Annotated in this window: 15 protein-coding genes; 5 read left to right on the top strand and 10 right to left on the bottom strand. The window is 33.7% G+C overall.

Annotated features, from left to right (window positions below; translation table 11 throughout):
• The first annotated feature begins 192 nt into the window (after positions 1–192).
• From QM536_05425 to QM536_05410, 4 genes are all read left to right on the top strand, one after another.
• Positions 193–585: a hypothetical protein gene (locus tag QM536_05425; protein ID MDI9356447.1), complete on the top strand. Its 393-nt coding sequence runs from the start codon at positions 193–195 to the stop codon at positions 583–585.
• A complete protein-coding gene (locus QM536_05420) occupies positions 552–974 on the top strand; it encodes a hypothetical protein (GenBank protein ID MDI9356446.1) in 423 nt (140 codons plus the stop codon). Before QM536_05425 ends, QM536_05420 begins: the two co-directional genes overlap by 34 nt.
• 4 nt (positions 975–978) lie before the next feature.
• Positions 979–2,103 (top strand): site-specific DNA-methyltransferase, encoded by a 1,125-nt coding sequence (locus QM536_05415; protein MDI9356445.1) that lies wholly within the window; start codon positions 979–981, stop codon positions 2,101–2,103.
• 188 nt (positions 2,104–2,291) lie between these two features.
• Positions 2,292–2,672, top strand: a complete 381-nt coding sequence (locus QM536_05410) for a hypothetical protein (GenBank protein MDI9356444.1) — start codon at positions 2,292–2,294, stop codon at positions 2,670–2,672.
• A 183-nt stretch (positions 2,673–2,855) separates the two neighbouring features.
• Here QM536_05410 and smc read toward each other — a convergent pair whose 3' ends face one another.
• From smc to ggt, 9 genes are all read right to left on the bottom strand, one after another.
• Positions 2,856–6,380: a chromosome segregation protein SMC gene (gene smc, locus QM536_05405; GenBank protein MDI9356443.1), complete on the bottom strand. Its 3,525-nt coding sequence runs from the start codon at positions 6,378–6,380 to the stop codon at positions 2,856–2,858.
• A 96-nt stretch (positions 6,381–6,476) separates the two neighbouring features.
• The gene (nadE, locus tag QM536_05400; protein ID MDI9356442.1) at positions 6,477–8,324 is read right to left on the bottom strand and encodes an NAD(+) synthase; all 1,848 of its coding nucleotides are present in this window, start codon (positions 8,322–8,324) and stop codon (positions 6,477–6,479) included.
• A 703-nt stretch (positions 8,325–9,027) separates the two neighbouring features.
• Positions 9,028–9,942, bottom strand: coding sequence for a site-specific tyrosine recombinase XerD (gene xerD / locus QM536_05395; protein ID MDI9356441.1), 915 nt, complete (start codon positions 9,940–9,942; stop codon positions 9,028–9,030).
• Between the two features lie 11 nt (positions 9,943–9,953).
• On the bottom strand, positions 9,954–10,823 hold the full coding sequence (locus QM536_05390; protein MDI9356440.1) for a hypothetical protein: 870 nt from the start codon (positions 10,821–10,823) through the stop codon (positions 9,954–9,956).
• 9 nt (positions 10,824–10,832) lie between these two features.
• Positions 10,833–13,622, bottom strand: coding sequence for a DNA polymerase I (gene polA / locus QM536_05385; GenBank protein ID MDI9356439.1), 2,790 nt, complete (start codon positions 13,620–13,622; stop codon positions 10,833–10,835).
• A 116-nt stretch (positions 13,623–13,738) separates the two neighbouring features.
• Positions 13,739–14,677: a phosphatidylglycerol lysyltransferase domain-containing protein gene (locus tag QM536_05380; protein ID MDI9356438.1), complete on the bottom strand. Its 939-nt coding sequence runs from the start codon at positions 14,675–14,677 to the stop codon at positions 13,739–13,741.
• 115 nt (positions 14,678–14,792) lie between these two features.
• A complete protein-coding gene (locus QM536_05375) occupies positions 14,793–16,025 on the bottom strand; it encodes an acetyl-CoA C-acyltransferase (GenBank protein MDI9356437.1) in 1,233 nt (410 codons plus the stop codon).
• A gap of 262 nt (positions 16,026–16,287) precedes the next feature.
• Positions 16,288–17,493 carry an N-acetyl-alpha-D-glucosaminyl L-malate synthase BshA gene (gene bshA / locus QM536_05370; protein ID MDI9356436.1) on the bottom strand — a complete coding sequence of 402 codons (1,206 nt, stop codon included), beginning with the start codon at positions 17,491–17,493 and terminating at the stop codon, positions 16,288–16,290.
• A gap of 41 nt (positions 17,494–17,534) precedes the next feature.
• The gene (gene ggt, locus QM536_05365) at positions 17,535–19,244 is read right to left on the bottom strand and encodes a gamma-glutamyltransferase (protein ID MDI9356435.1); all 1,710 of its coding nucleotides are present in this window, start codon (positions 19,242–19,244) and stop codon (positions 17,535–17,537) included.
• A gap of 651 nt (positions 19,245–19,895) precedes the next feature.
• On the opposite strand from ggt, the gene QM536_05360 reads away from it, so the two are divergent.
• Positions 19,896–21,032: a hypothetical protein gene (locus QM536_05360; protein ID MDI9356434.1), complete on the top strand. Its 1,137-nt coding sequence runs from the start codon at positions 19,896–19,898 to the stop codon at positions 21,030–21,032.
• 242 nt (positions 21,033–21,274) lie between these two features.
• On the opposite strand, the gene QM536_05355 is transcribed toward QM536_05360, so the two are convergent.
• Positions 21,275–21,510: hypothetical protein (locus QM536_05355; GenBank protein MDI9356433.1), on the bottom strand; the 236-nt coding region annotated here is incomplete at its 5' end.

Raw genomic sequence — 21,510 nt, 5'->3', positions numbered from 1 at the left:
CAAAAGCGGGGCTTCAGTGCTAATTTGAACATTCGAAATTCTATTCAACATTTGTGCTAATTTGAACATTCGTGCTTCGATTTCCGCCACTTCGCCAAGCCGCAAAACGTTACACGCAATTAAAACAACCATAGAACAAATTTGATAGGATTGAAATAACGATTATATTTGCAGAAAAATAATTAGAAAAATATGAATTATTGGACAGAATTAAGCATTGAATATGCAAATCAAAGGTCTTATTTAGATGATTTGTTTCAAGTATATCCAACGATACCAGAAGGAATACGAGATATTAATCAGAAAAAATGGAAAGAAATAGAAATTGCATTTGAAAATCAGGATAATATTGAATTGATTTCTACCCTTTTGAAATTAAAGAAATTCCCTATCAAAAATAGCTATGTTTCATTTTTAAGAAAAGATAATGCAAGTTTATTAAGAAATCCTCAAACGGTAAACCGATTGGCAGGGAGCATATATCAACTTGGATTAAATAAACTTTATGAGAAATGTACCGAACCCAAAGAAACAAATACTCAAATGGGGCAATGTTTAGTCGTTGGATACAAAATAAATCATTAGGAATTGCGCCAGTAAATCTTGAAACTTTTTTAAGTAATAATGATAACGCAATACTTGGTGGGAATGACGCTGTTTTACTTGCTTTTGCAAGAGAAAAATTTGGATATAATAAGGGAAAAGGATTAGATTTTATTGCACGATTTAATAAAAAATACGTTTTAGGCGAAGCAAAATTTATTACAGATATTGGTGGTAATCAAGATAAATCGTTCGTTGATATTATTTCAACAATTAACGCAAATTACAAAGGTGTTGTAAGCATAGGTATTGTAGACGGTATTCCTTGGTTAATCAACAAAAGTAAATACTACACTGATATTACAACAAAATATGCTAATTCCAATATAATGAGTGCTTTGGTTTTACGTGAGTTTTTATACCAATTATAATCCTATGATTTTACAATATCCTAACAAACGGACTGAAAATGAGATATTCAATACTATTTCAAATTGTGAATTTATAAGTCAAAATAATTCTACAAGTGTAAATAAATTAATTGAATGTGAAAATTTAATAGCTTTAAAAAAATTAATAACAGATTATAATTTGGCAGGAAAAATTGATTTAGTTTATATTGACCCGCCTTTTGCAACGAATAATTCATTTACAATAACAGAAGAAAGAGCAAGTACAATTAGCAGTAGTAAAAATGGTAAAATTGCATACACTGATAATTTAACAGGTTACGAATTTATTGAATATTTACGAGAACGATTAATTTTATTGAAAAGATTACTTTCCGATAAAGGTTCAATTTATTTACACATTGATTATAAAATTGGACATTACGTAAAAATGATAATGGACGAAATCTTTGGAATAGAAAATTTTCGCAATGATATAACAAGAGTGAAATGTAACCCGAAAAATTTTGCAAGAAAAGGATACGGCAACATAAAAGATTTAATACTTTTTTATTCAAAATCGGATAATTTAATTTGGAATGAACCTAAAATGCCTTATACTGCGGAAGATAAAATAAAACTCTTTCCCAAAAAGGACAAAAGAGGCAGACATTTTACTACAATTCCATTACATGCACCAGGTGAAACCGTAAATGGAAATACATCAAAAGCATTTAAAGGAATTTTGCCTCCTATTGGCAGACATTGGCGAACTGATATAGAAACATTAGAATTGTGGGATAGTCAAGGACTTATTGAATGGTCGGATAATGGTAATCCACGAAAAATTATATATTTTGATGAACAAGAAGGAAAGCGAATGCAAGATATTTGGGAATTTAAAGACCCTCAATATCCGGTTTATCCTACGGAAAAAAATGATGATTTATTAAATATTGTCGTGCAAACATCAAGTAATAAGAATAGTATCGTATTAGACTGTTTTTGTGGTTCAGGAACAACTTTAAAAGCAGCGCATCTAAATAATAGAAATTGGATTGGAATTGATAAATCAGAAGAAGCAATAAAAGCTACTTTAAGTAAAATTAATTCTATCAATGGTAATTTGTTTACTCAAAAACCTGATTATGAGATGATAAAATGCGTGTAACATACAACAGACCGACAATGCCAGCCCCTAAATTTGAAACATTTTCCGTATCTACAACAGTCGTGCGTGTAGATACGAAAGCCGCACCGCCGCCAATAATTTTTCGTTAGTGGCAACCCTATGAAGACAATGCAAACAAGAAAAATCAAGCTTCAAATGAAAATTACCATGACACAAACACAGACGAAATGCAGTTAAATATTAAACAGAGGTTTTCAGTTGTTGCAATTTACATTGGCTTAATTTTAGGCATAGGCTACTACTTTTCTAATGACAGGCAATTTCTTGTTGACACAAACAACAACTTAAATGCAGTTTTAATCGCGACAGGACTTGCACTAATTTTAAGTGTTTATATAACCGAACCTTACTTTTCAAAACCGGTTGACGTAATTACAAGATGGGTAGCAATATTTCTATTCCTAATCGGATTAAACAGCAAACAGTGCCTATCTCTTACACCATATTGGTTTATTGCTTGTACTGTATTTACAGAGTTAAGTTTATTGAGCATCGATGGCTTCAAAATAGAAAGTTTTTACTGTATTGCGATGGTTGCATTTCAATAATAAAGAGAGTGTCCGAAAAGTCTTTTTTACACAAATATTAAATTTTAAACCTATTGATAATCAAATTTTACAAAACTACAAGGGCATCAAAAGTAATTTTTTTGTCACTTCCATTCAAATTGATTTGAGTATAAGAGCATTTATAGTATTACCATGGAAATGGTTGGTTCTGTTTTATTTTTATCATTCTAAATTTCTTATATCAATAGGGACAATATGGGAAATTCCCATTTCTATCATAGTAATTCCATAGATAATATCTACCTTCGCCATTGTCTTTTTATTATGGGTAATGATAATAAATTGCGATTGTTCGCTGAATGTTCTAATGATTTTGTTAAATTTATCAATGTTAGCATCATCTAATGGGGCATCTACTTCATCAAAGATACAGAAAGGAGCGGGTTTTAGGAGGTATATTGCAAAAAGAAGGGATATGGCGGTTAGGGTTTTTTCTCCTCCTGAGAGTTGGTTGATGGAGAGGGGTCTTTTACCCTTTGGTTTTGCGGTTATTTCTATGGGGCTTTCTAGTATATCATCGGGGTTCAGGAGGGTGAGTTCGCAAATGTCTTCTTCGGTAAAAAGAGAGCGGAATACTTTCAAAAAGTTTTCCCTTATTTTATGAAATGCCTCTAAAAATAGTGTTTTGGCGGTGAGTTCTATCTCTTGTATGGTCTGCAGAAGGGACTCTTTTGCATTGGATAGGTCGGTTCTTTCCCGAATTAAAAAATCATATCGCAGTTTTATTTCTTGAAAGGTCTCGAGGGCTGTATAATTGATAGGTCCGAGGGCGTCTATTTTTCGTTTTACTTCCTCTACTTTGCTTTCCAATTCGGTTTCGGACATATCTTTTGTGGCATTTGGAAAATCTTCGGGTATTTCGGTTGTTTCTATGGATATTTGAAACTTATGAAATATACCTTCGTTGAGGGCGTTTATTTGTATAGTATTTTGGGCTATTTTATTTTCTAAATCAGCGAGGGTTTGGTTAGAGTTTTCAGTTTTTCTTTGCAGGGAGCGAATTTCTTTTTCTAGTTCATTGACCATTTCTCGCAGAGAAAAATACTCTCTTTCTTTTTCTTGCAGTTCTTTTTCAAAAAAAACTTTTGTTTCATACATTTTAACAAGGTGTTCTTCGTTTATTTCCAAAGTATTGGTAGCAATTTCAATATCCTCGTGGTTTTTGGCAATTTCTTCTTGATAATTTTCGATTCTTTTCGTGTTTGCGTTTATATTTTTTTGTCTATACTGCATCTCTTGTTCTGTGGATTCTATTTTATTTTGCTGTTGCAGGGTGAGGATTTTTTGATTTTGTGCTTCTTCGTTTGCTTTATTGACTTGTTTTTTTATTTCTGCCAAGCTGTCATTCTCTGCCTGCAATATGTCCTCTTGTTCTTGTGAAATGGTTTCCAAATCTTTATGTAATAGAATCAGAGCGGTTATTTCCTCTTGGTATTTTTGTTTTTTAAGGGATAATTCTTTTTGCTTGGTTTCGTTTTGCAATATATTTTGTGTCCATTGGTCTTTTTTAAGGGAGAGAGTGAGTTCGTCAGAAGTTATTTTCTGCAAATTTTTTTCATTTTGAATAATTTCTTCTCTGCGAGAGAGTTTTTTAAGTGTCTCTAGGGCTTCTTTTTTGGGAAAAGATTGGGTTTCTATTTCCTGAATTTTTTGCTGTAATGTGAGGATCTCTTGTTCTAAGTTCTCAATATCTTGCCTTTTTCCTATTGTATTTCCATCAAAAATTCCAATAGATCCTCCATACATTATATGGTTATATTTTATATATTTTCCGTCTTGAGTAATGAAGTTATAGTTTTCATTTTTTGGGGGAGCAGGGGTAATATACACGTTTGCAAACAGGAGTTCTATGAGTTTTTGGTATTTTTTTTTGTATTGAATAATGGATAGCAGATGGATAGCATTGGGAATATGCTGTGGAGGATCGGCAGTAGTATTTTGGATGTTTTGTAAAATAAAAAAATATGCTTTTCCCTGGGAGGAATCGGCTAATAGTTGAATGCACTCTTTGGCTTCTGTTATATCATCTACGATTAAATAATGAGTATATGGTTCAATAAAACTTTCCAAAGCTGGTTTATACAAATCGGGGCAGGTAATGATGTCTGCAACAAAGGGTGGTATTTGTTTTCGGGGATATTTTTTTTTGAGGAATTTAATGGACTGGGAGCCGCTTCCCATATTTTCCAAAAATGACTTGGTGAGCATCGTTTCATTTTGAAGGAGTTCTCTCTTGCGTTTCAGAGTGTCTATTTCTTTAGAAAAGTTGTTTATTTCATCGGTCAGTTTTTCTATTTGTTCATCTCTCTCAGTTTCTTCTTTTTTGAGTGTTTGTATGGTGTTTATATACAATTCTTTTTGTTTGGAAGCATGCTGCACATCGTCTTGGAGTGTGTGAATAAGTTCTTTTTTTGTGTGTGTTTCGAAAATGGTTGCTTCCATTTCGGTTTGTATTCCTGTTATTTGTGATTGTTTTACTTCTATTTCTTTTTGGAGTTCGTATAGTTTTTGAGTATTTCTTTTTGCTTGGGTATTTTTTTCGTGGATTTTATTTTGCAGGGTATCTTGTTTTTTTTTGAGGGCTTCCAATTCTTCTATTTTTGTTTCTAACAAAAGTGTTTGTTCTGCTAAAAGTTTTTGATAGGTATTTTTTTCTTTGGTAAGATTTTCTAAAGCGAGGGTATCATTTTCTATGATATGGGTATCTGCTTGGATTTGTTTTTGTAGAATTTCATTTTTTTGTTTGAGATACTGTATTTTTTCGTTTTTGATTTTTTTTTCACTTTCATATTGTCGTATAGTGTTGCCATATTCGTTGAGTTGTTTTTGTTTTTCATTCAAAGTTTTTTCGTGGAGGATAGTTTCATTTTGGTTTTTTTCCAAATATGCTTCTTTTTCTAGATGCTGCTTTTGGAGGGAAACACGAAGGTCTTCTTCTTTCTGTTTTTTTTGTGATAGTTCTACGAAAACAATTTGGTATGAGGTGATTTTTTTTTTAGTAAACAGGATACTGTAGTTTTTATATTCTTCTTTGAGTTGGAGAAAAACCTGTACTTCTTGGGCTTGTTTTTCTACGTTTTTGAGATTTTTTTCTACTTCAAAAATAATATCATTTACCCGAGCAATATCTAATTCGGAGTCGGATAGTTTTTTGAGAGATTCTTTTTTACGGAGCTTATATTTAGAGATTCCTGCGGCTTCTTCAAAGAGTCCCCTTCGGGAGTTGTTTTTATCATTCAAAAGGTCATCTACCATCTTGAGTTCTATGATAGCGTAGCTATTAGAGGCAATGCCTGTGTCTAAAAAAAGATTGGTAATATCTTTTAATCTGCAAGGTATTCCATTTAGTTCGTATTCGCTTTCTCCGGTTCTATAGTATTTTCGGGTAATAGTCACTTGAGAATATTCTGGGGAGAGGATATTTTTTGTATTCTCAAAAGTAAGAGAGACCTCGGCGAGGTTCGTGGGCTTTCGGTTTTTTGTTCCGTTGAAAATTACGTTTTCCATCTTATCAGAGCGAAGGGAACTCGTTTTTTGTTCTCCAAGAACCCACCTTATAGCATCTACAATATTGGATTTGCCGCTTCCATTAGGACCTACTACTCCGGTGACTCCCTTATCAAACTCGATAATTACTTTATCGCCAAAACTTTTAAATCCTTTTATCTGTAACCTTGAAAGTTGCATTCTTTTTTTTGTGATTTGAGTATGTGTTTTTTAGATGGGCTACGCCCATCTTTGTTGTATGTTGCTTCTTTGTGGTTGAATAATTTTGCTAAGTACTTATAGTAATTCGTCTTCTAAGCTTGCAGATATGATGGGGAACCTTCCCCATCCTTTTGGGTCAATACTAAAAGTATCCAAGTGAAAAGCGGGAGCAATTCTTTCTCGTTTCCATTGGCTTTTGCTCCAAAGAGAATAGAATTTTTTCACATACCCTTTCAGAGCCTTTTCTTCTATTCCCGTATCTTGAGAAAGTAATGTTTGCAATACTTCTTGGGGAGATAATTTTTCTTTTATGGCAAGTATTTCTATTTGTAAGAGAATATTGTATGGCATAAGGTCATTTTCATCTGTCTGTTTGGTTTCAATAGGGCGCAGTTCTGCTGTGGGTTTCAGGGCATTTACGTACAGAAGCTGAGAGTAGCCAAGATTTTTTTCTGCCCATAGAAGCCATTGTTTTATAAAATGTTTACTGACACCTGCCAGGGGAGCGAGTCCTCCGCTTGTGTCCCCGTCCATAGTCGCATAGCCGACATCTCCTTCGCTCCTATTAGATGTAGTTAAAAGAACATAATTATGAATATTCGCAAGGAGCCAAACTAAGGGAGATCGTATTCTTGCTTGGATATTTTGGAGAGTAGTATCGTCTTTTTCCCAAGTAAAATTATAATGGAGAGCCGATTGAACGGTATGAAGAGATTGCTCTATGAGAGAATCTATTTCCCAAGAAAGAAACGTGCAATGTATCTCTTTTGCTACATTGTGAGCAGAAAGAAATGTTGTATCAGAGTTATTTTCAGTAGATTGGTAAACAGTAATAAGTATTTGTTTCATTATATCGGATTCTTTGAGAAGCAGAGGGATCCCTATGTTTTTACAAAAAGAATATATTCCAATTTGCTGGACAGACCGTTTGACCATCTCTCTGACTAAAAGAGCACAAGTTACGGAATCCGCCCCTCCGCTTAAGGAAAGTGTAAAGCCCTTAGATTTTGTTTTTCTCATGAAATCATATAGCCCCAAACTACAAGCAGCTACAAATTCTTCGTTCTCCGAAATATATTCTTGAGAAAGAGAAGTATTATAATCTATTTTATTGAGTTCCACATCAGCGGTAATAATTGTATATTCTGTAAATAAAAAACGTTCATTTCTTTCTAATATATTCCCCCTGTGAGCAATAATAATATCCCCATCATAGATTATTTTACCAGCCTCATTTCCTAACAAATTGCAATATATATAGAGGGTATTAAAAGTTTTAGAGCTTTCTTGTACAAGTTTTTCACGTTCTTTATATTTTTGGAAAGCAAAATGGCTCGCACTGGCATTGAGAATAATATCTACGCCTTGCTGAACATATCTACAAGCGGGTCGTATTTGGCTCCATGCATCTTCACAAATCTCTACTGCAATAGATATATTGTTCAGTTCAAAAATAATCTCTCCTATGGGATATGTCTCATTCTTCATCTGTATTTCGGTTCTAAACTCGGGTTTCCATTGGGAAAACCACCGCTGTTCGTAATGTACCCCATAGTTTGGAAGGGTTTGTTTGACATAAAAACCCATGATTTGTGTATCAGAAATGAAAGCAGTGGTATTATATATTTTATTTTCAAAAAAGAGAGGAAGCCCTATTAACACAGCAATATCACTACATTCTTCTTTGATTTCCAAAAGAATATCTAATGCTCTTTGTACAACCCAACGGTGAAGAAAATAATCTTCACAGCCGTACCCCGTGATACAGAGTTCGGGAAAACAGAGAAGCTCTACCTTTTTCTCTTTTGCTTCTTTTATAGAATGGATAATATTTTGTTTATTTTCTGTCCAGCGAAGTGGCGTTTGATTGAGGGTAACCCCTCCTACTTTTATAGTTTTTTGGATAGTGGTTTTTAAAAACATGTTTTTTCATTGAGAGTGCAGTATTATGAAACGGGATTGAGAAATGCAAAACGGTAATATATAAAATATAATTATAAATTATGAATTATGAATGTATTCTTCGTGTCTTTTGTGTAATTTTATAAATAAACTATCTCACAAGTTCCACAAAAAAACACCACATCTGCCCATCGTAGAAGATCGAATCCAAATCAAAAGATGGCATTTCGGTGCTATGCAGCTTTTAATTTGTATGTTGTAGCACTTTTCTACAAAGATTATAGGGATACCTCCTTAAAAAGCAACGTAGTTGGGACATATTTGGTAGAATCCTTTTTTTGAACTGCCCCAGCTCCTCCTTTGGAGCGCCAAGAGTGGTAAAAAAACAAAACAACATACAAATTAAAAGCTGCATAGCATCGAAATATTTGTAGAACACAAATCAAATAACTTAAATCCCCGATCTGATAACCATAATCTCCGATTCATTACATTGAGTCTTTGATTAAAATATAGACAAAATTGGGGAATGGGAATTAAATACAGATGGAAATGCAAGATTCCATAGTATTTTTTAATCCATTTTTAAAAAGGGGACATAATTTGGCAAATAGTGTTTTTTTTACTTATTGGATTATACAATAACAAAGCCCACGTTTGAAAGCGTGGGCTTTGTTTATCGGAGTAGTTTCTAACCATTTTTCATTTATAATTCATCATGAAACTATTTTCTTGGGTGGTATTTATTGACTATTTCCCGCAGATATTCTTTGTCTATATGCGTATAGATTTCAGTGGTAGTGATGGATTCGTGTCCTAACATTTCTTGTACGGCTCTTAAATCCGCACCTCCTTCTATGAGATGTGTAGCAAAGCTATGGCGAAAGGTATGGGGACTTATAGTTTTATGAGGAGAATTTTTTTTTGCTAATTCTTTAATAATGAGGAAGATCATCACTCTTGTCAGTTTTCCTCCTCGTCTGTTCAAAAAAAGATATTGCTGATATTTTTTTTGAATAGGGATATGGATTCTCACGTGTTCTTTGTAGATTTGGATATATTTTTTTGCATCAGAACCTAATGGGACTAATCGTTCTTTATTTCCTTTCCCTACAACTCTTAAAAAATCAATTTCCATATCCACATTTTGTAAGGTCAAAGATACTAATTCGGTGACCCGTAATCCGGAGGCATAGAGAACTTCTATCATGGCTCTGTTTCTCATACCTTCTTTTGTAGAGAGGTCTATGGATTCGAGTATCTGTGTAATTTCGTTATAAGAAAGGGTATCGGGGAGTTTTCTTGGTACTTTGGGAGATTCTATCAGTTCTAGTGGATTTTTTTTTATATCTTTTTCTTCTAAGAGGTATCCAAAGAATGATTTTAATCCGGAAAGGATGCGGGCTTGGGTTGCCTCTGATATGTGTAGTTCATCGTTCAGGTGTTCTAATAAATTATAGATATGTATATCTTCCACTTCGGATATTTGCAAAAAACATTGTTTATATTCTAAAAATTGCATCAATGTCCGTATATCGTGTGTGTATGCTTCTATGGAGTTGAGAGCAAAATATCTATGGAATTGGATATATATTGTATATTTTTGAATAAAGGGGTTCCATTGTTCTATCAAGGTCATATACTTATTTCTTATTTTTTTTTGGGTGGTTTATAAAGGGGATTTGTGTAGATAAGTTTTCCTTTTTGGTTCCATTCTTGGGTAATATAAGAGGAGTATTCTTTGTCAAATGGGTCTTTTGGGTATTGGATTTCTCTTTTTTTTTTTTTATTGTCATAGTATTCTGTCCAAATTCCTACTCTCTTATTAAAGAGATATTCGCCTTCGGCTGCGAGTTCTCCATTTTCGTGAAAAGCGTAGTATCTGCCGTTTTTTTCGTCATTTTCTATAGGGAGTATCTCTTTGATTTTTGTTTTTTCTACGTCATAATAGCTCATTTTTGTTTCTGAGAACAATCCTTTATAATATTTTTTTTTACTGATGAGTATATTTTTAGTATTAAACTGCATCCATCTTCCGTGTTTCATTCCTTTATAAAAAAATCCCTCTTCTACCACTTGTTCTCCTATGGTTTTTTTATAAGGACCGTGTAAGAGTTTTCCTCTTTTTTTATGAACATTTCGGGATATTATTATTTTTCTTTTTCCCTTATGAAACCAATAAATATTACGTATATATGGTTGGGGTTCTTGGTATTTTTTTATGTAGTAGAAGAGTTCTACGGTTACGGTTTTCACTCCATTTTTTCGGACTCTTGATATGGTATATCCTTTTTTTGTTTTTATTCCCCAAAAAATTCTTTTTTTCTTTTTTTTTTCTTCTAGGGGGATAACTTTGGTAGAATCTTCTGTTTTTAGTTCTATTTTCAGTGGTGATTCGTACTTTGGTTCGAAAGAAAATTCTTCTTCGTTTTCTGTTTTTTTTTCTTGTGCGGATACATTATTTATAATTCCACACAAAATTACTATGCCCCATACCAAAGCAACAGTGTTTTTGCTCATATATTCTATTTAATGTGCTTCTAACCAGTTATTTCCTATACCCATACTTACTTCTATTGGTACGCCAATATCTATTGCGTTCTGCATCATAGCAGGGATTTGTATTTTGAGCATTTCTAGTTCATCTGTATGGGCGTCGAATACTAATTCATCGTGAACCTGTAGTATCATTTTTGTTTGTAGTTTTTCTTTTTGGAGCCATTGGTGTATGGTTATCATTGCTTTTTTTATAAGGTCTGCGGCACTTCCTTGTATGGGAGTGTTGATGGCATTTCTCTCTGCAAATCCTCTTTGTGTGAGGTTACGTGAGTTTATATCTCTCAGAAATCTTTTTCTTCCTAAAATAGTAGTTACGTATTCGGTTTCCCTTGCTTTGTTGATAGATTCGTCCATGTATTTTTTTACTCCTGGGAATTCTCGAAAATAAGAATCTATAATTTCTTTGGCTTCGGTTCGGGATATGTTGAGGTTTTCGGATAATCCAAATGCGGATATTCCGTAGATGATACCGAAGTTTGCGGACTTGGCAATTCTTCTTTTTTGGTTATCTACTTTTTCTATCGGTATATGAAATATTTTAGATGCGGTGGTGGTATGAATATCTCTTCCGTTTTTAAATGCTTCTATCATACTTTCGTCTTTGGCAAAAGCTGCTATTATGCGGAGTTCTATCTGTGAATAATCGGCTGAGAGGATTTTGTAATTTTCATCACGGGGAATAAATGCTTTGCGAATTTCTTTTCCTTTATCTGTCCGAATGGGTATGTTTTGAAGATTAGGATTATTAGAACTCAATCTGCCTGTTGCGGCTATTGTCTGCCTATAATCTGTATGAACTCTTCCATCTCTGTTGCTCACCATAGTGGGAAGGGCATCTACGTAAGTAGATTTGAGTTTTTGATATTCTCTGTATTCTAAAATTTTATGGATGATAATATGCTTATGGGCGAGTTTAGAAATAATTTCTTCTCCTGTGGCATATTGTCCTGTTTTTGTTTTTTTAGGAACGTCGCCTATTTTGAGTTTATCAAAAAGAATTTTTCCTAATTGCTGGGGTGAGGAGATATTAAATCTTTCTCCTGCGATGGTGTATATCTCTTGCTCTACTATTTGTGATTCTTTTGCGATATCTAATGACATTTGGTTTAAAAAGTCCGTATCTATTTTGACACCTGTAAATTCCATTTCTGCTAATACTTCCATAAGTGGTATCTCGGTTTCTTCTAAGAGTTTTTTTATTTCGTGGAATGAGGGTTCTTTTTCTATTTTTTCTTTGAGTTGAAAGGTTACATCGGCGTCTTCTGCGGCGTATTCTTTTATTGCTTCTTTGTTTACATCACGCATATTTCCTTGATTGAGTCCTTTTTTTCCGATGAGGGTCTCTATGGATATGGGGGAATAGTTTAAATAATGTTCTGCTAAAGCATCCATATTATGTTTTGTATCGGGAGATAAAAGATAATGAGCAATCATCGTATCAAAAAGTTTTCCTTTTATTTCTATTCCGTATTTTTTTAGAACAATCATATCGTATTTTATGTTTTGTCCTATTTTAGCAATACGTTCATTCGCAAATATACTATAAAATTGCTGCACTGTTTTCAATGCTTCTGTTTGATTGGCAGAGATAGGAATGTAGTATGCTTCGGTAGGGTACCAACAAAATGATATTCCTACTAAGTCTGCTTCAAAAGCATCTGCACTGGTAGTTTCTGTATCAAAGCAAAACTCTGTTTGTATTTGGAGAAAAGAAAGAAGAGATTGTATTTCTTCATCGGTTTGAATAAGATGATAGTCATGTACCACAGAAGATGCGTTTTTTTTGGGTTCTGTTTCTGTAGAAGAGGATTCCGATTCCTGAGGAATAGTTTGTATTTCTCTTTCAAATAATTGAGGTACTTCTTTACTTATTTTGGGTTCTTCTCCAAAGAGGCGTTTGGAAAGGGTCCTAAACTCTAATTCTGTAAAAAGTTTTTTGATTTCTGCTTTATCGCCACCTGTATAGAAAGCATTTTTTATATCAAACTCTAAGGGGACTTCTAAAAAAATAGTAGCCAATTCTTTAGAAAGTTTTCCCTGCTCTGCATAATTGGCAATATTTTCTCCCAGTTTTCCTTTTATACTCGGTGCATTGGCGATAATATTTTCTAAACTCATGTATTCTTTCAAGAGTTTTACTGCGGTTTTCTCGCCTATACTGGGTATGCCGGGTATATTATCCACATTATCTCCTTGTAATCCCAATATATCTCGCACTTGGTCTGTAGTATCTATTTCAAATTTTTTCAAAACCTCTGCCACTCCCAATATATCAAATCCCGTACCGAAGGAAGCCGGTCTATATAAAAAGATATGCTCTTCTACTAATTGTGCGTAATCTTTATCAGATGTTACCATAAAGACATCAAACCCATCTTTTGACATTTTTTTTGCAAAAGTTCCGATGATATCATCTGCTTCGTAGCCATCTAATTTCAGAATCGGTATCTCAAATGCTTTCAATATCTTTTCTATCCAAGGAATGGCTGTAGTAATATCTTCGGGTTGACTTTGTCTTTGTGCTTTATATTCTTTATATTGTATATGCCGAAATGTGGGAGCATGGGTATCAAAAGCAACGCATATATGGCTTGGTTTTTCTTTATTGATAATTTCCAATAATGTATTTGTAAATCCTAATATAGCTCCTGTATTCATTCCTTTTGAGGTGATGCGAGGGCTTTTACTAAATGCAAAATGTCCTCTATAAATAAGAGCCATTGCATCCAACATAAATACTTTTTTTTCAGAGGGGTTCATTTTTTTATAGTTTTTTATTAATAATGAGTAAGATGGGATCTAAAAATTGAATTTTTGAGGGGTTCTAAAAATTCAAATCCTAAAAACTGTATCATTTTTTTTGAAGAGACCAATTTTTAGAACCCCTCTTTAGATTTGATTATATATTTTTTCAGGTACTTTACAGGTCTTAATTTTTCTTTTCCTCTTCTTAATCCTGGTATCCCCAAATCTTGTTGTATGTTCAAAAATTTTAAGTTCATACGGGTTAAAAAATCCCTTGATAAGAGCCAGTATATGGTTTCATATATCCCTATTCCTTCATTTATTTTTACATTTGCTTTTGAAAAATGGAGCATTGCGTATTCATTATTAATGAGTTCTATTGCTTTAAATCCAATTATTTTAGTCCCTTTTTTAAGAACAAATAAACGAAGGTTATTATACTTTAGGTCAAAATATCTTTTTAAGGCATCTGTCTCTGATTGAAAATCGGGGAGGACAAGTTTCTTTTCTGCTGCCCATAGATAGAAAAGATTTATCAGTTCTATCTTTGGTATATGTGTTGATTCTACATCGTAAAACTTATAATCTACAACATTTTTTTGAAATTTTATGAGGTTTCTTTTAGACATCTCATTACTTTTCCAATTAGGTAAGTCCATTAAATTTTCAATATCTAATATATAGTCATATTGGTCTCTGTCTTCTATTATTTCCCATTTATCGGAATTGAGACATCTGGCAATTTCCTCAGGTATCAGACGAAGTTCATTGAGATGGTAGTGTTCTTGTGAATATACCAATAAAATTTCAGCCGTCTCATCTATTTTTGTTTCTCCTATGAAAGCAAGAAAAGATTGGCTGTGTGTTTCATAATCAGTAAACTTGATGACTAAATTATTATTAAGTACAGAGAAGAGAGCATCCGCATCTGTAGGTTCTTCTTTGCCAAACCAATTCCAAATACTTATAAAATTAATATCTGAGTAACAAGGAATTTTTTTTGTGAAAGATTCTATTTCTGCTTTATCTGAAAGTTCTATGTGTTTAAATTGAGGAAATGATGGTATCATTTTTTATGCTAAGTATTATGAGTATAATTATGAAAATATTTTTTCATTCTTTGAAAGGCAATATACAAAATTAATAGAAACAAACAAAATATTTTTGTTTTGTGAGAGGAATTATCTACACTTCTATAACTATTGTAGATGCTCCTCCGCCTCCATTACAAATACTCGCTACTCCTATTTTTCCTTTTTTTTGTTTTAGAACATTTATCAGGGTCACCAAAATTCTGGCTCCCGATGCTCCTAATGGATGTCCTAATGCAACTGCTCCTCCAAAAACATTTACTTTTTCTGTGGGGATTTGTAATAATTGCATATTTGCGAGGGCTACTACAGCAAATGCTTCGTTTATCTCAAAATAATCTACATCAGAAATATTTATTTTTGCTTTGTGAAGAGCTTTTTGAATGGACAGAGCAGGGGTAGTAGTGAACCAAAGTGGGTCTTGTTCTGCATCAGCAAAAGATACAATAGTCGCTTCGGGATTCAAATGTAAGGATTTTGCATGGGATTCTGTCATTAAAACCAAAGCCGCCGCCCCATCGCTCATAGTAGAAGAATTTGCCGCTGTTACAGTGCCATTTGCATCAAAAACCGGAGAAAGTTTTGGTATTTTTTCAAAGACCACATTCTTATATTCTTCGTCTTCTGCAAATTCTACCACTCCTTGCTTACTTTTTGTTTGAATCGGAATAATTTCCGCTTTGAAAAGTCCCGATTCTGTAGCCGCTAAAGATCTTTTATAAGATTGAACAGCATACTCATCTTGGGATTCTCTCCCTATCTTCATCTCTCGGGCAGTATTTTCAGCACAATTTCCCATCGGAAAGCCATTATAAACCTCCCATAGACCATCATAGAGCAGTCCATCTATCAATTGTCCGTGTCCATATTTATATCCAAATCGGGATTTAGGTACATAATAAGGCACATTGCTCATACTTTCCATTCCTCCGGCAACTATTACTTTTGCTTCTTGCAATAAAAGAGATTGTGCAGAGAGCATAATCGCTTTCATACCTGAAGCACATACTTTATTGATGGTAGTAGTTATCGTTTTTTTTGATAATCCTGCTCCTAATGCTGCCTGTCTTGCAGGAGCTTGCCCTAAATACGCTGATAGCACATTTCCCATATATACTTCGTCTACTTCGTCGGCATCTATTTTTGCTTTTTCCAAAGCTCCCTTTATTGCAAATGCTCCTAACTCTGTTGCCCTATACGGTGCTAATTTCCCTCCAAAACTTCCCATCGCGGTTCTTACGGCTGATACTATTACTACTCGTTCTTTATTCATAGATGTTATGTGTTTGTTTGTTATTATTTTACGGTCATTGTGTTTTCTTTCCATATTTTTTCAATTGATAAAATATAAAAATAAAATGATCTTTTCTAATTTTAAAAAAAATTCTAATAGTTCATTTTGTGAAAACAATAAGATTACCATAGAGTGTATCCGAAAAGTTCTTGTTACACACATTGAATTTTAAAAATATGGAATAATTTTGGAAGTAATGTATCTCGGATGAAAAACTATCCATACCCCGTTGAGTGTTTTTGAGAACAAATAAAATCTTTTCGCATTTTAGGGGGTGAAAGGAGATGGTAGTAAATTATAAAGAAGTATGGAGTGATAGGATATGATTATAAAAATCTTCATACATACGGACTATTTTTTGCACTCCAAATGTTGTAGATTGGATATACGCATTTTTTTTGAAGGAGTGTGTATTTTCTTTTTGGAGGATGAAAAGAGCGTTCTTTATCATATCTTCGGTGTCTCCAATATTACTCATGAATCCTGTTTTACCGTGAATATTTACTTCTGGGAGGCCATCTGCGTTAGAAGATATAACAGGGACTTCGCAAGCCATTGCCTCGAGAGCAGCAAGCCCAAAGCTTTCTTTTTCTGAGGGGATTAAGAACAAATCTGCTATAGAGAGTATCTCTTCCACTGTATCTACTTTCCCTAAAAATTTGGTATCGTTACATATATTGCTTTCACGAGCTATTTTTTCTGCTTTTGCTCTTTCAGGTCCATCCCCTATGAGTATCAGTTTTGCGTGAATAGATTTTCGGACTCCTATAAATACTTTTAGTACGTCTTCTATTCGTTTTACTTCTCTAAAATTAGAGGTATGCACTAATAGATATTCATTATTGGGGCATATAGTATGTTTGAGTTGTGGTTTTTCTATTCTCTTAAACCTTTTATGGTCTACAAAATTAGGAATAACCAAAATATCTTTTTGTATGGGAAAATGTTTATAGGTATCTTTTTTGAGAGATTGAGAAACAGCGGTTATTCCGTCAGAATTATTGATAGAAAAGGTAACAACGGGTTCGTAAGAAGGGTCTTTTCCCACCAATGTAATATCTGTTCCGTGAAGAGTGGTTATGAAAGGGATATGTATATTTTTTGTTTTCAGGATTTGTTTTGCTGTATAAGCGGCGGAAGCGTGGGGAATAGCGTAATGGACATGGAGAATATCCAATTTTTCAAAGAGGACAACGGATACTATTTTACTTGCTAAAGCTAATTCGTAAGGTGGGTATTGAAAGAGTGGATATGATAAAAACTCTACTTCGTGATAAAAGATATTTTCATGAAAAACATCAAGGCGAGCAGGTTGGGAATAGGTTATAAAATGGACTTTGTGACCTAAGTGTGCTAATGCTTTTCCCAATTCTGTTGCCACTACTCCGCTTCCTCCAAAAGTTGGGTAACAAATAATTCCGATGTTCATATATTTATTTTGATTATTGGGCAAAATAGCACACTGGTTTAACTGATTTATAATACTTTTTATCAGTATCATTAGTTGAACCAGTGTGCTATTGTATAGCTAAGATAAAAGCATTAAAAACCGATTGCGGTGTCGTCTCCTCTTGGGTCTGCTCCTCCTTCTAACTTTCCATTGGGAAGTACAAGTATAGCATCTACTCTTCCTATTTTATCTCGTTCTTTCAGGGTGTGCCCCATTTGTATGAGTTTGTCTGTTACTTCTTTTGGGAGAGTATTTTCTTCTACAAAGAGAAGGTCGGGTATCCACTGATGGTGAAAGCGTGCCGCAGTTACTGCTTCTTGCATTCCCATGTTATGTTCTAATACATTGAGAATAGTTTGAAAAACAGAAGTAATAATAGTAGCACCTCCAGGTGTTCCTACTACCATAAGGAGTTTGTTTTCTTGTTCTACAAAAGTTGGAGTCATAGAGCTGAGCATGGTTTTATAGGGTTGTATAGCATTTGCTTCTCCCCCAACAAGTCCGTAGATATTAGCAAAGCCCGGCTTCACACTAAAGTCATCCATTTCATTATTGAGTAAAAAACCGCTTCCTGCAACAAATACATGGCTTCCATACCCACCATTAAGCGTGGTAGTGACAGAAACAGCATTTCCTTCTGCATCTATTATAGAATAATGGGTAGTTTCTTCGGATTCTACTATATAATAAGGGTTTCCTTCTATTATTTTTTGAGAAGAAGAGGCGCTATCGGGATTAAAACTACTCATTCTTTGGTTATTATAGAGAGAATCTTGAAGTCCTTTGAGAGGAATTTTTACAAAATCGGGGTCTCCGAGGAACTTTGCTCTATCTGCGTAAACTCTCCTTTCCGCTTCTGCTATAAGATGTATAGAAGCAGGGGTATGCCATCCTAGATCTTTCAGAGAATACGGTTCTACCATTTTGAGAAGTTGTATAAGTGCAATTCCTCCACTGGAGGGGGGAGCCATAGAGGTTATCGTATATCCTTTATAGGAAGTAGAGAGAGGGGTTCGCCATATAGATTTGTAGTTTTTTAGATCTTCTACGGTCATAATTCCTTTCCCTCTGTTCATTTCTTTTACTATATTTTCTGCTGTTTTTCCTTCATAAAATCCACTTCTTCCTTGGTCACGGATAAGGGTAAGGGTTTCGGCTAAATCAGTATAAAAGATAGTATCACCTTCTTTCCACATATCATCTTTTAGAACATTAGTAGGTAGGACGGTATTGTATTGTATAAATTTATCTCTGTGATTGTTCAGGGAATGGGCTTCTTTCTTGGTAAGGACAAATCCATTTTTGGCTAAATCTATAGAAGGTTGTACTAAATCTTTCCATGCAATAGTTCCATATTGTTTATGTGCGGTAATGAAACCATCTACCGTGCCAGGTATTCCTGCGGCAAGGTGCCCATAAACACTGAGATTTTCTATTACATTTCCTACTTCATCTAAAAACATTTCTTTATGAGATTCCATAGGTGCGCGTTCCCTATAATCTATAGAGAATTTTTCTCCGTTCGCTTGGCGTATAAGCATAAACCCACCACCGCCAATATTCCCAGCAGCGGGGTATACTACTGCCAAAGCAAACCCTACTGCAATAGCTGCATCCACAGCATTTCCTCCTTTTTTCAAAATATCTACTCCTATTTGAGAAGCAAGAGGGTGTGCCGACACGACCATCGCTTTTTCAGCAATGAAACCACGGACTACTGCTGTTTGGTCTTCTGCTTTTTTACCACAACTAAATGCTACGGTCAATGCTATAGCAAAAAATATATACTGTTTTGTTTTCATGTATTTTGTATTGTTATTAAAAAAATATATGTAATTATTTGATGTATCTTAAAAAAACATTATACTCAAAAAAAAGTAAATATTCACTAATCTGTTTTTATATCATTTTTTTTATTAACTCACCTTACACAAAAAATATCTTCGAAAAGTTTATTTTAATATTTTAATGATTGGTAACTTTTTTATGCTATTTTTTGGGGTTTTTTAATTTCATTCAATGCTCATAATGATGCAATTCAAATGAATGTACAGTTTATTCGTATTTAAATTGTAAGGGTATGAAATTTTATGGTATTTTTGCGTAAGGTGAGTGATTAATATCTTTTGCCTTGCTCTACATCGAAACAAAAACATTTTGATTTATGGACAATTGAAAAAAATAAAAATTATGAATCTTACAGAATAAGAAAAAGAATTTATTATAAATGGCTCACCTTAGGCAAACATTATCTTCAAAAAGTTTATTGTAACATTTTTAAAGGATAAAAGAATGAGATTTTATTATATTTTTGCGTAAGGTGATGAGGTATAGTAGCTTTTTTAGAAATTATATAAGCCGTTTATTATATTAAAGCTTCGTCGATTTGGTATTTGTATAATATCATTTTCTTTCATTGTTTCTGATTCGTTTATAACTCATAGATAAAAAATATGTCTTCTCTCAAAACATACCTTTCTTCTACATACATAGTATTTTGTTTTTCAACAGACATGCACGCACAACTCTTTGATAATCCCAAAAATACCGCTATAGTAAAAAAAGGGATAGATTATATCTATAATTATCAATTTGACTCGGGGAGGTTTTATAGAAAAAAAATCTCCTTTTCTCTCCCAAACCATCCGGTTCTTCATCTTATGGACGCAATGCTTATCCAATGGGAAGAAATGCCTTTGAAAGATGCCGTATCTCATAATTCTTACAAAGCATTTTTACAGAATGTGGAAAAAGTAGTAGAAACTGCTCATATTCTAAAACAAAACAAACTCTTTAGAGAAGAAGCATTATTTTTTGAACTCGTAGGACGTGGACTTTTGGGAGAATACTTTTCCGAAGAAGGAAGTTATATAAAAGCGGCCTCAGAAGCAAAAGCCATCTATAACATTTTGGAAGAAGGGAATACATTGGTAAACAAAAACCCTGAATTTCTTTTTATGATAGGAGTGTATAATTATTTTCGTGTCAAGTATGAACAGCTGCATCCTTTGGTAAAGCCCCTTATATGGTTTCTACGAGAGGGAAATATACAATTAGGACTTGCTCAAATAGAGAGAGCAACAAAAGAAACTTTTTTTATAAAAGTAGAAGCTACTATGTATATATCTTTTATCAATATACGATTTGAAAAAAGACCAGACGTTGCTATTGCTTATCTTACAAAACTTACAAACGAATATCCTCATAACCCATTTTTCAAAATCAAGTTAGTGGAAGCAATGGTAAATAATGGATTATATGCAGAATCTCTTCCGATTATACACCAACTGATGCTCCATGCCAATCCGTATTATACATTTTCGGCACAGGTATATGCTTCTGTTATAATAGAAAAAAAAGAAAAAAAATACGATATCGCACTAGCATCCTATCTTAAGGCAATAGAAATGGGACATATAATACAACCCAAAGGACAACATTATCTCAGCGTTGCATATTTGGGAGGAGCAAGAATATATATCATAAAAGGAGAAAAACAAAAAGCAATCAAAATGCTCTCCCAAGCAAAAAAATATGCAAGGTACGAAAGCACAGAACAAGAAGCCTCTCTGTTATTAAAAAAAATATAAAAAGAAAACGCTCTGAATAGAATTTAGACTGGTAAAATGCGTTGTTCATAAGTTCTCAAATCTGGTTGCAAAAGAATCCAAATAGTTTTTTCTAAAGCTCCCTCCTCGCTTCCTGTATTGTATATTCACTCAAAAGATGGTGTCCGGGAAGTTCTTTTTACACAAATATTTAATTTTAAACCTATTGATAGTTTTCACATTCGGTATTTTTGTAAAGGAGATCTTGCATTCTGAATTCAAAACTACAATTTATTTTCTGTTTTAATCGTAAGCACAAAATCTATAGTTACATCAAAATCTTCAGCGATTTCTTCTATAGTGAGCTTTCCTCTTTTGAGAGCTTTTATGATTCCTTCTATTTTTTCTTCTATTTTTCCTTTTTGAATTCCAATTGTTTCTCCTTTTTGAATTCCAATTGCTTCTCCTTCTAATTTGCCTTCGGCTCTTGCTCGGTCTTCATCCGCTTGCTTTTTTATTC

The sequence above is a fragment of the Chitinophagaceae bacterium genome, assembly GCA_030053935.1.
In the GTDB taxonomy this organism is placed as follows: domain Bacteria; phylum Bacteroidota; class Bacteroidia; order Cytophagales; family JASGCU01; genus JASGCU01.
Note: the sequence above shows the minus strand (reverse complement) of the source record. Positions and strands in the feature narration are given on the sequence as shown.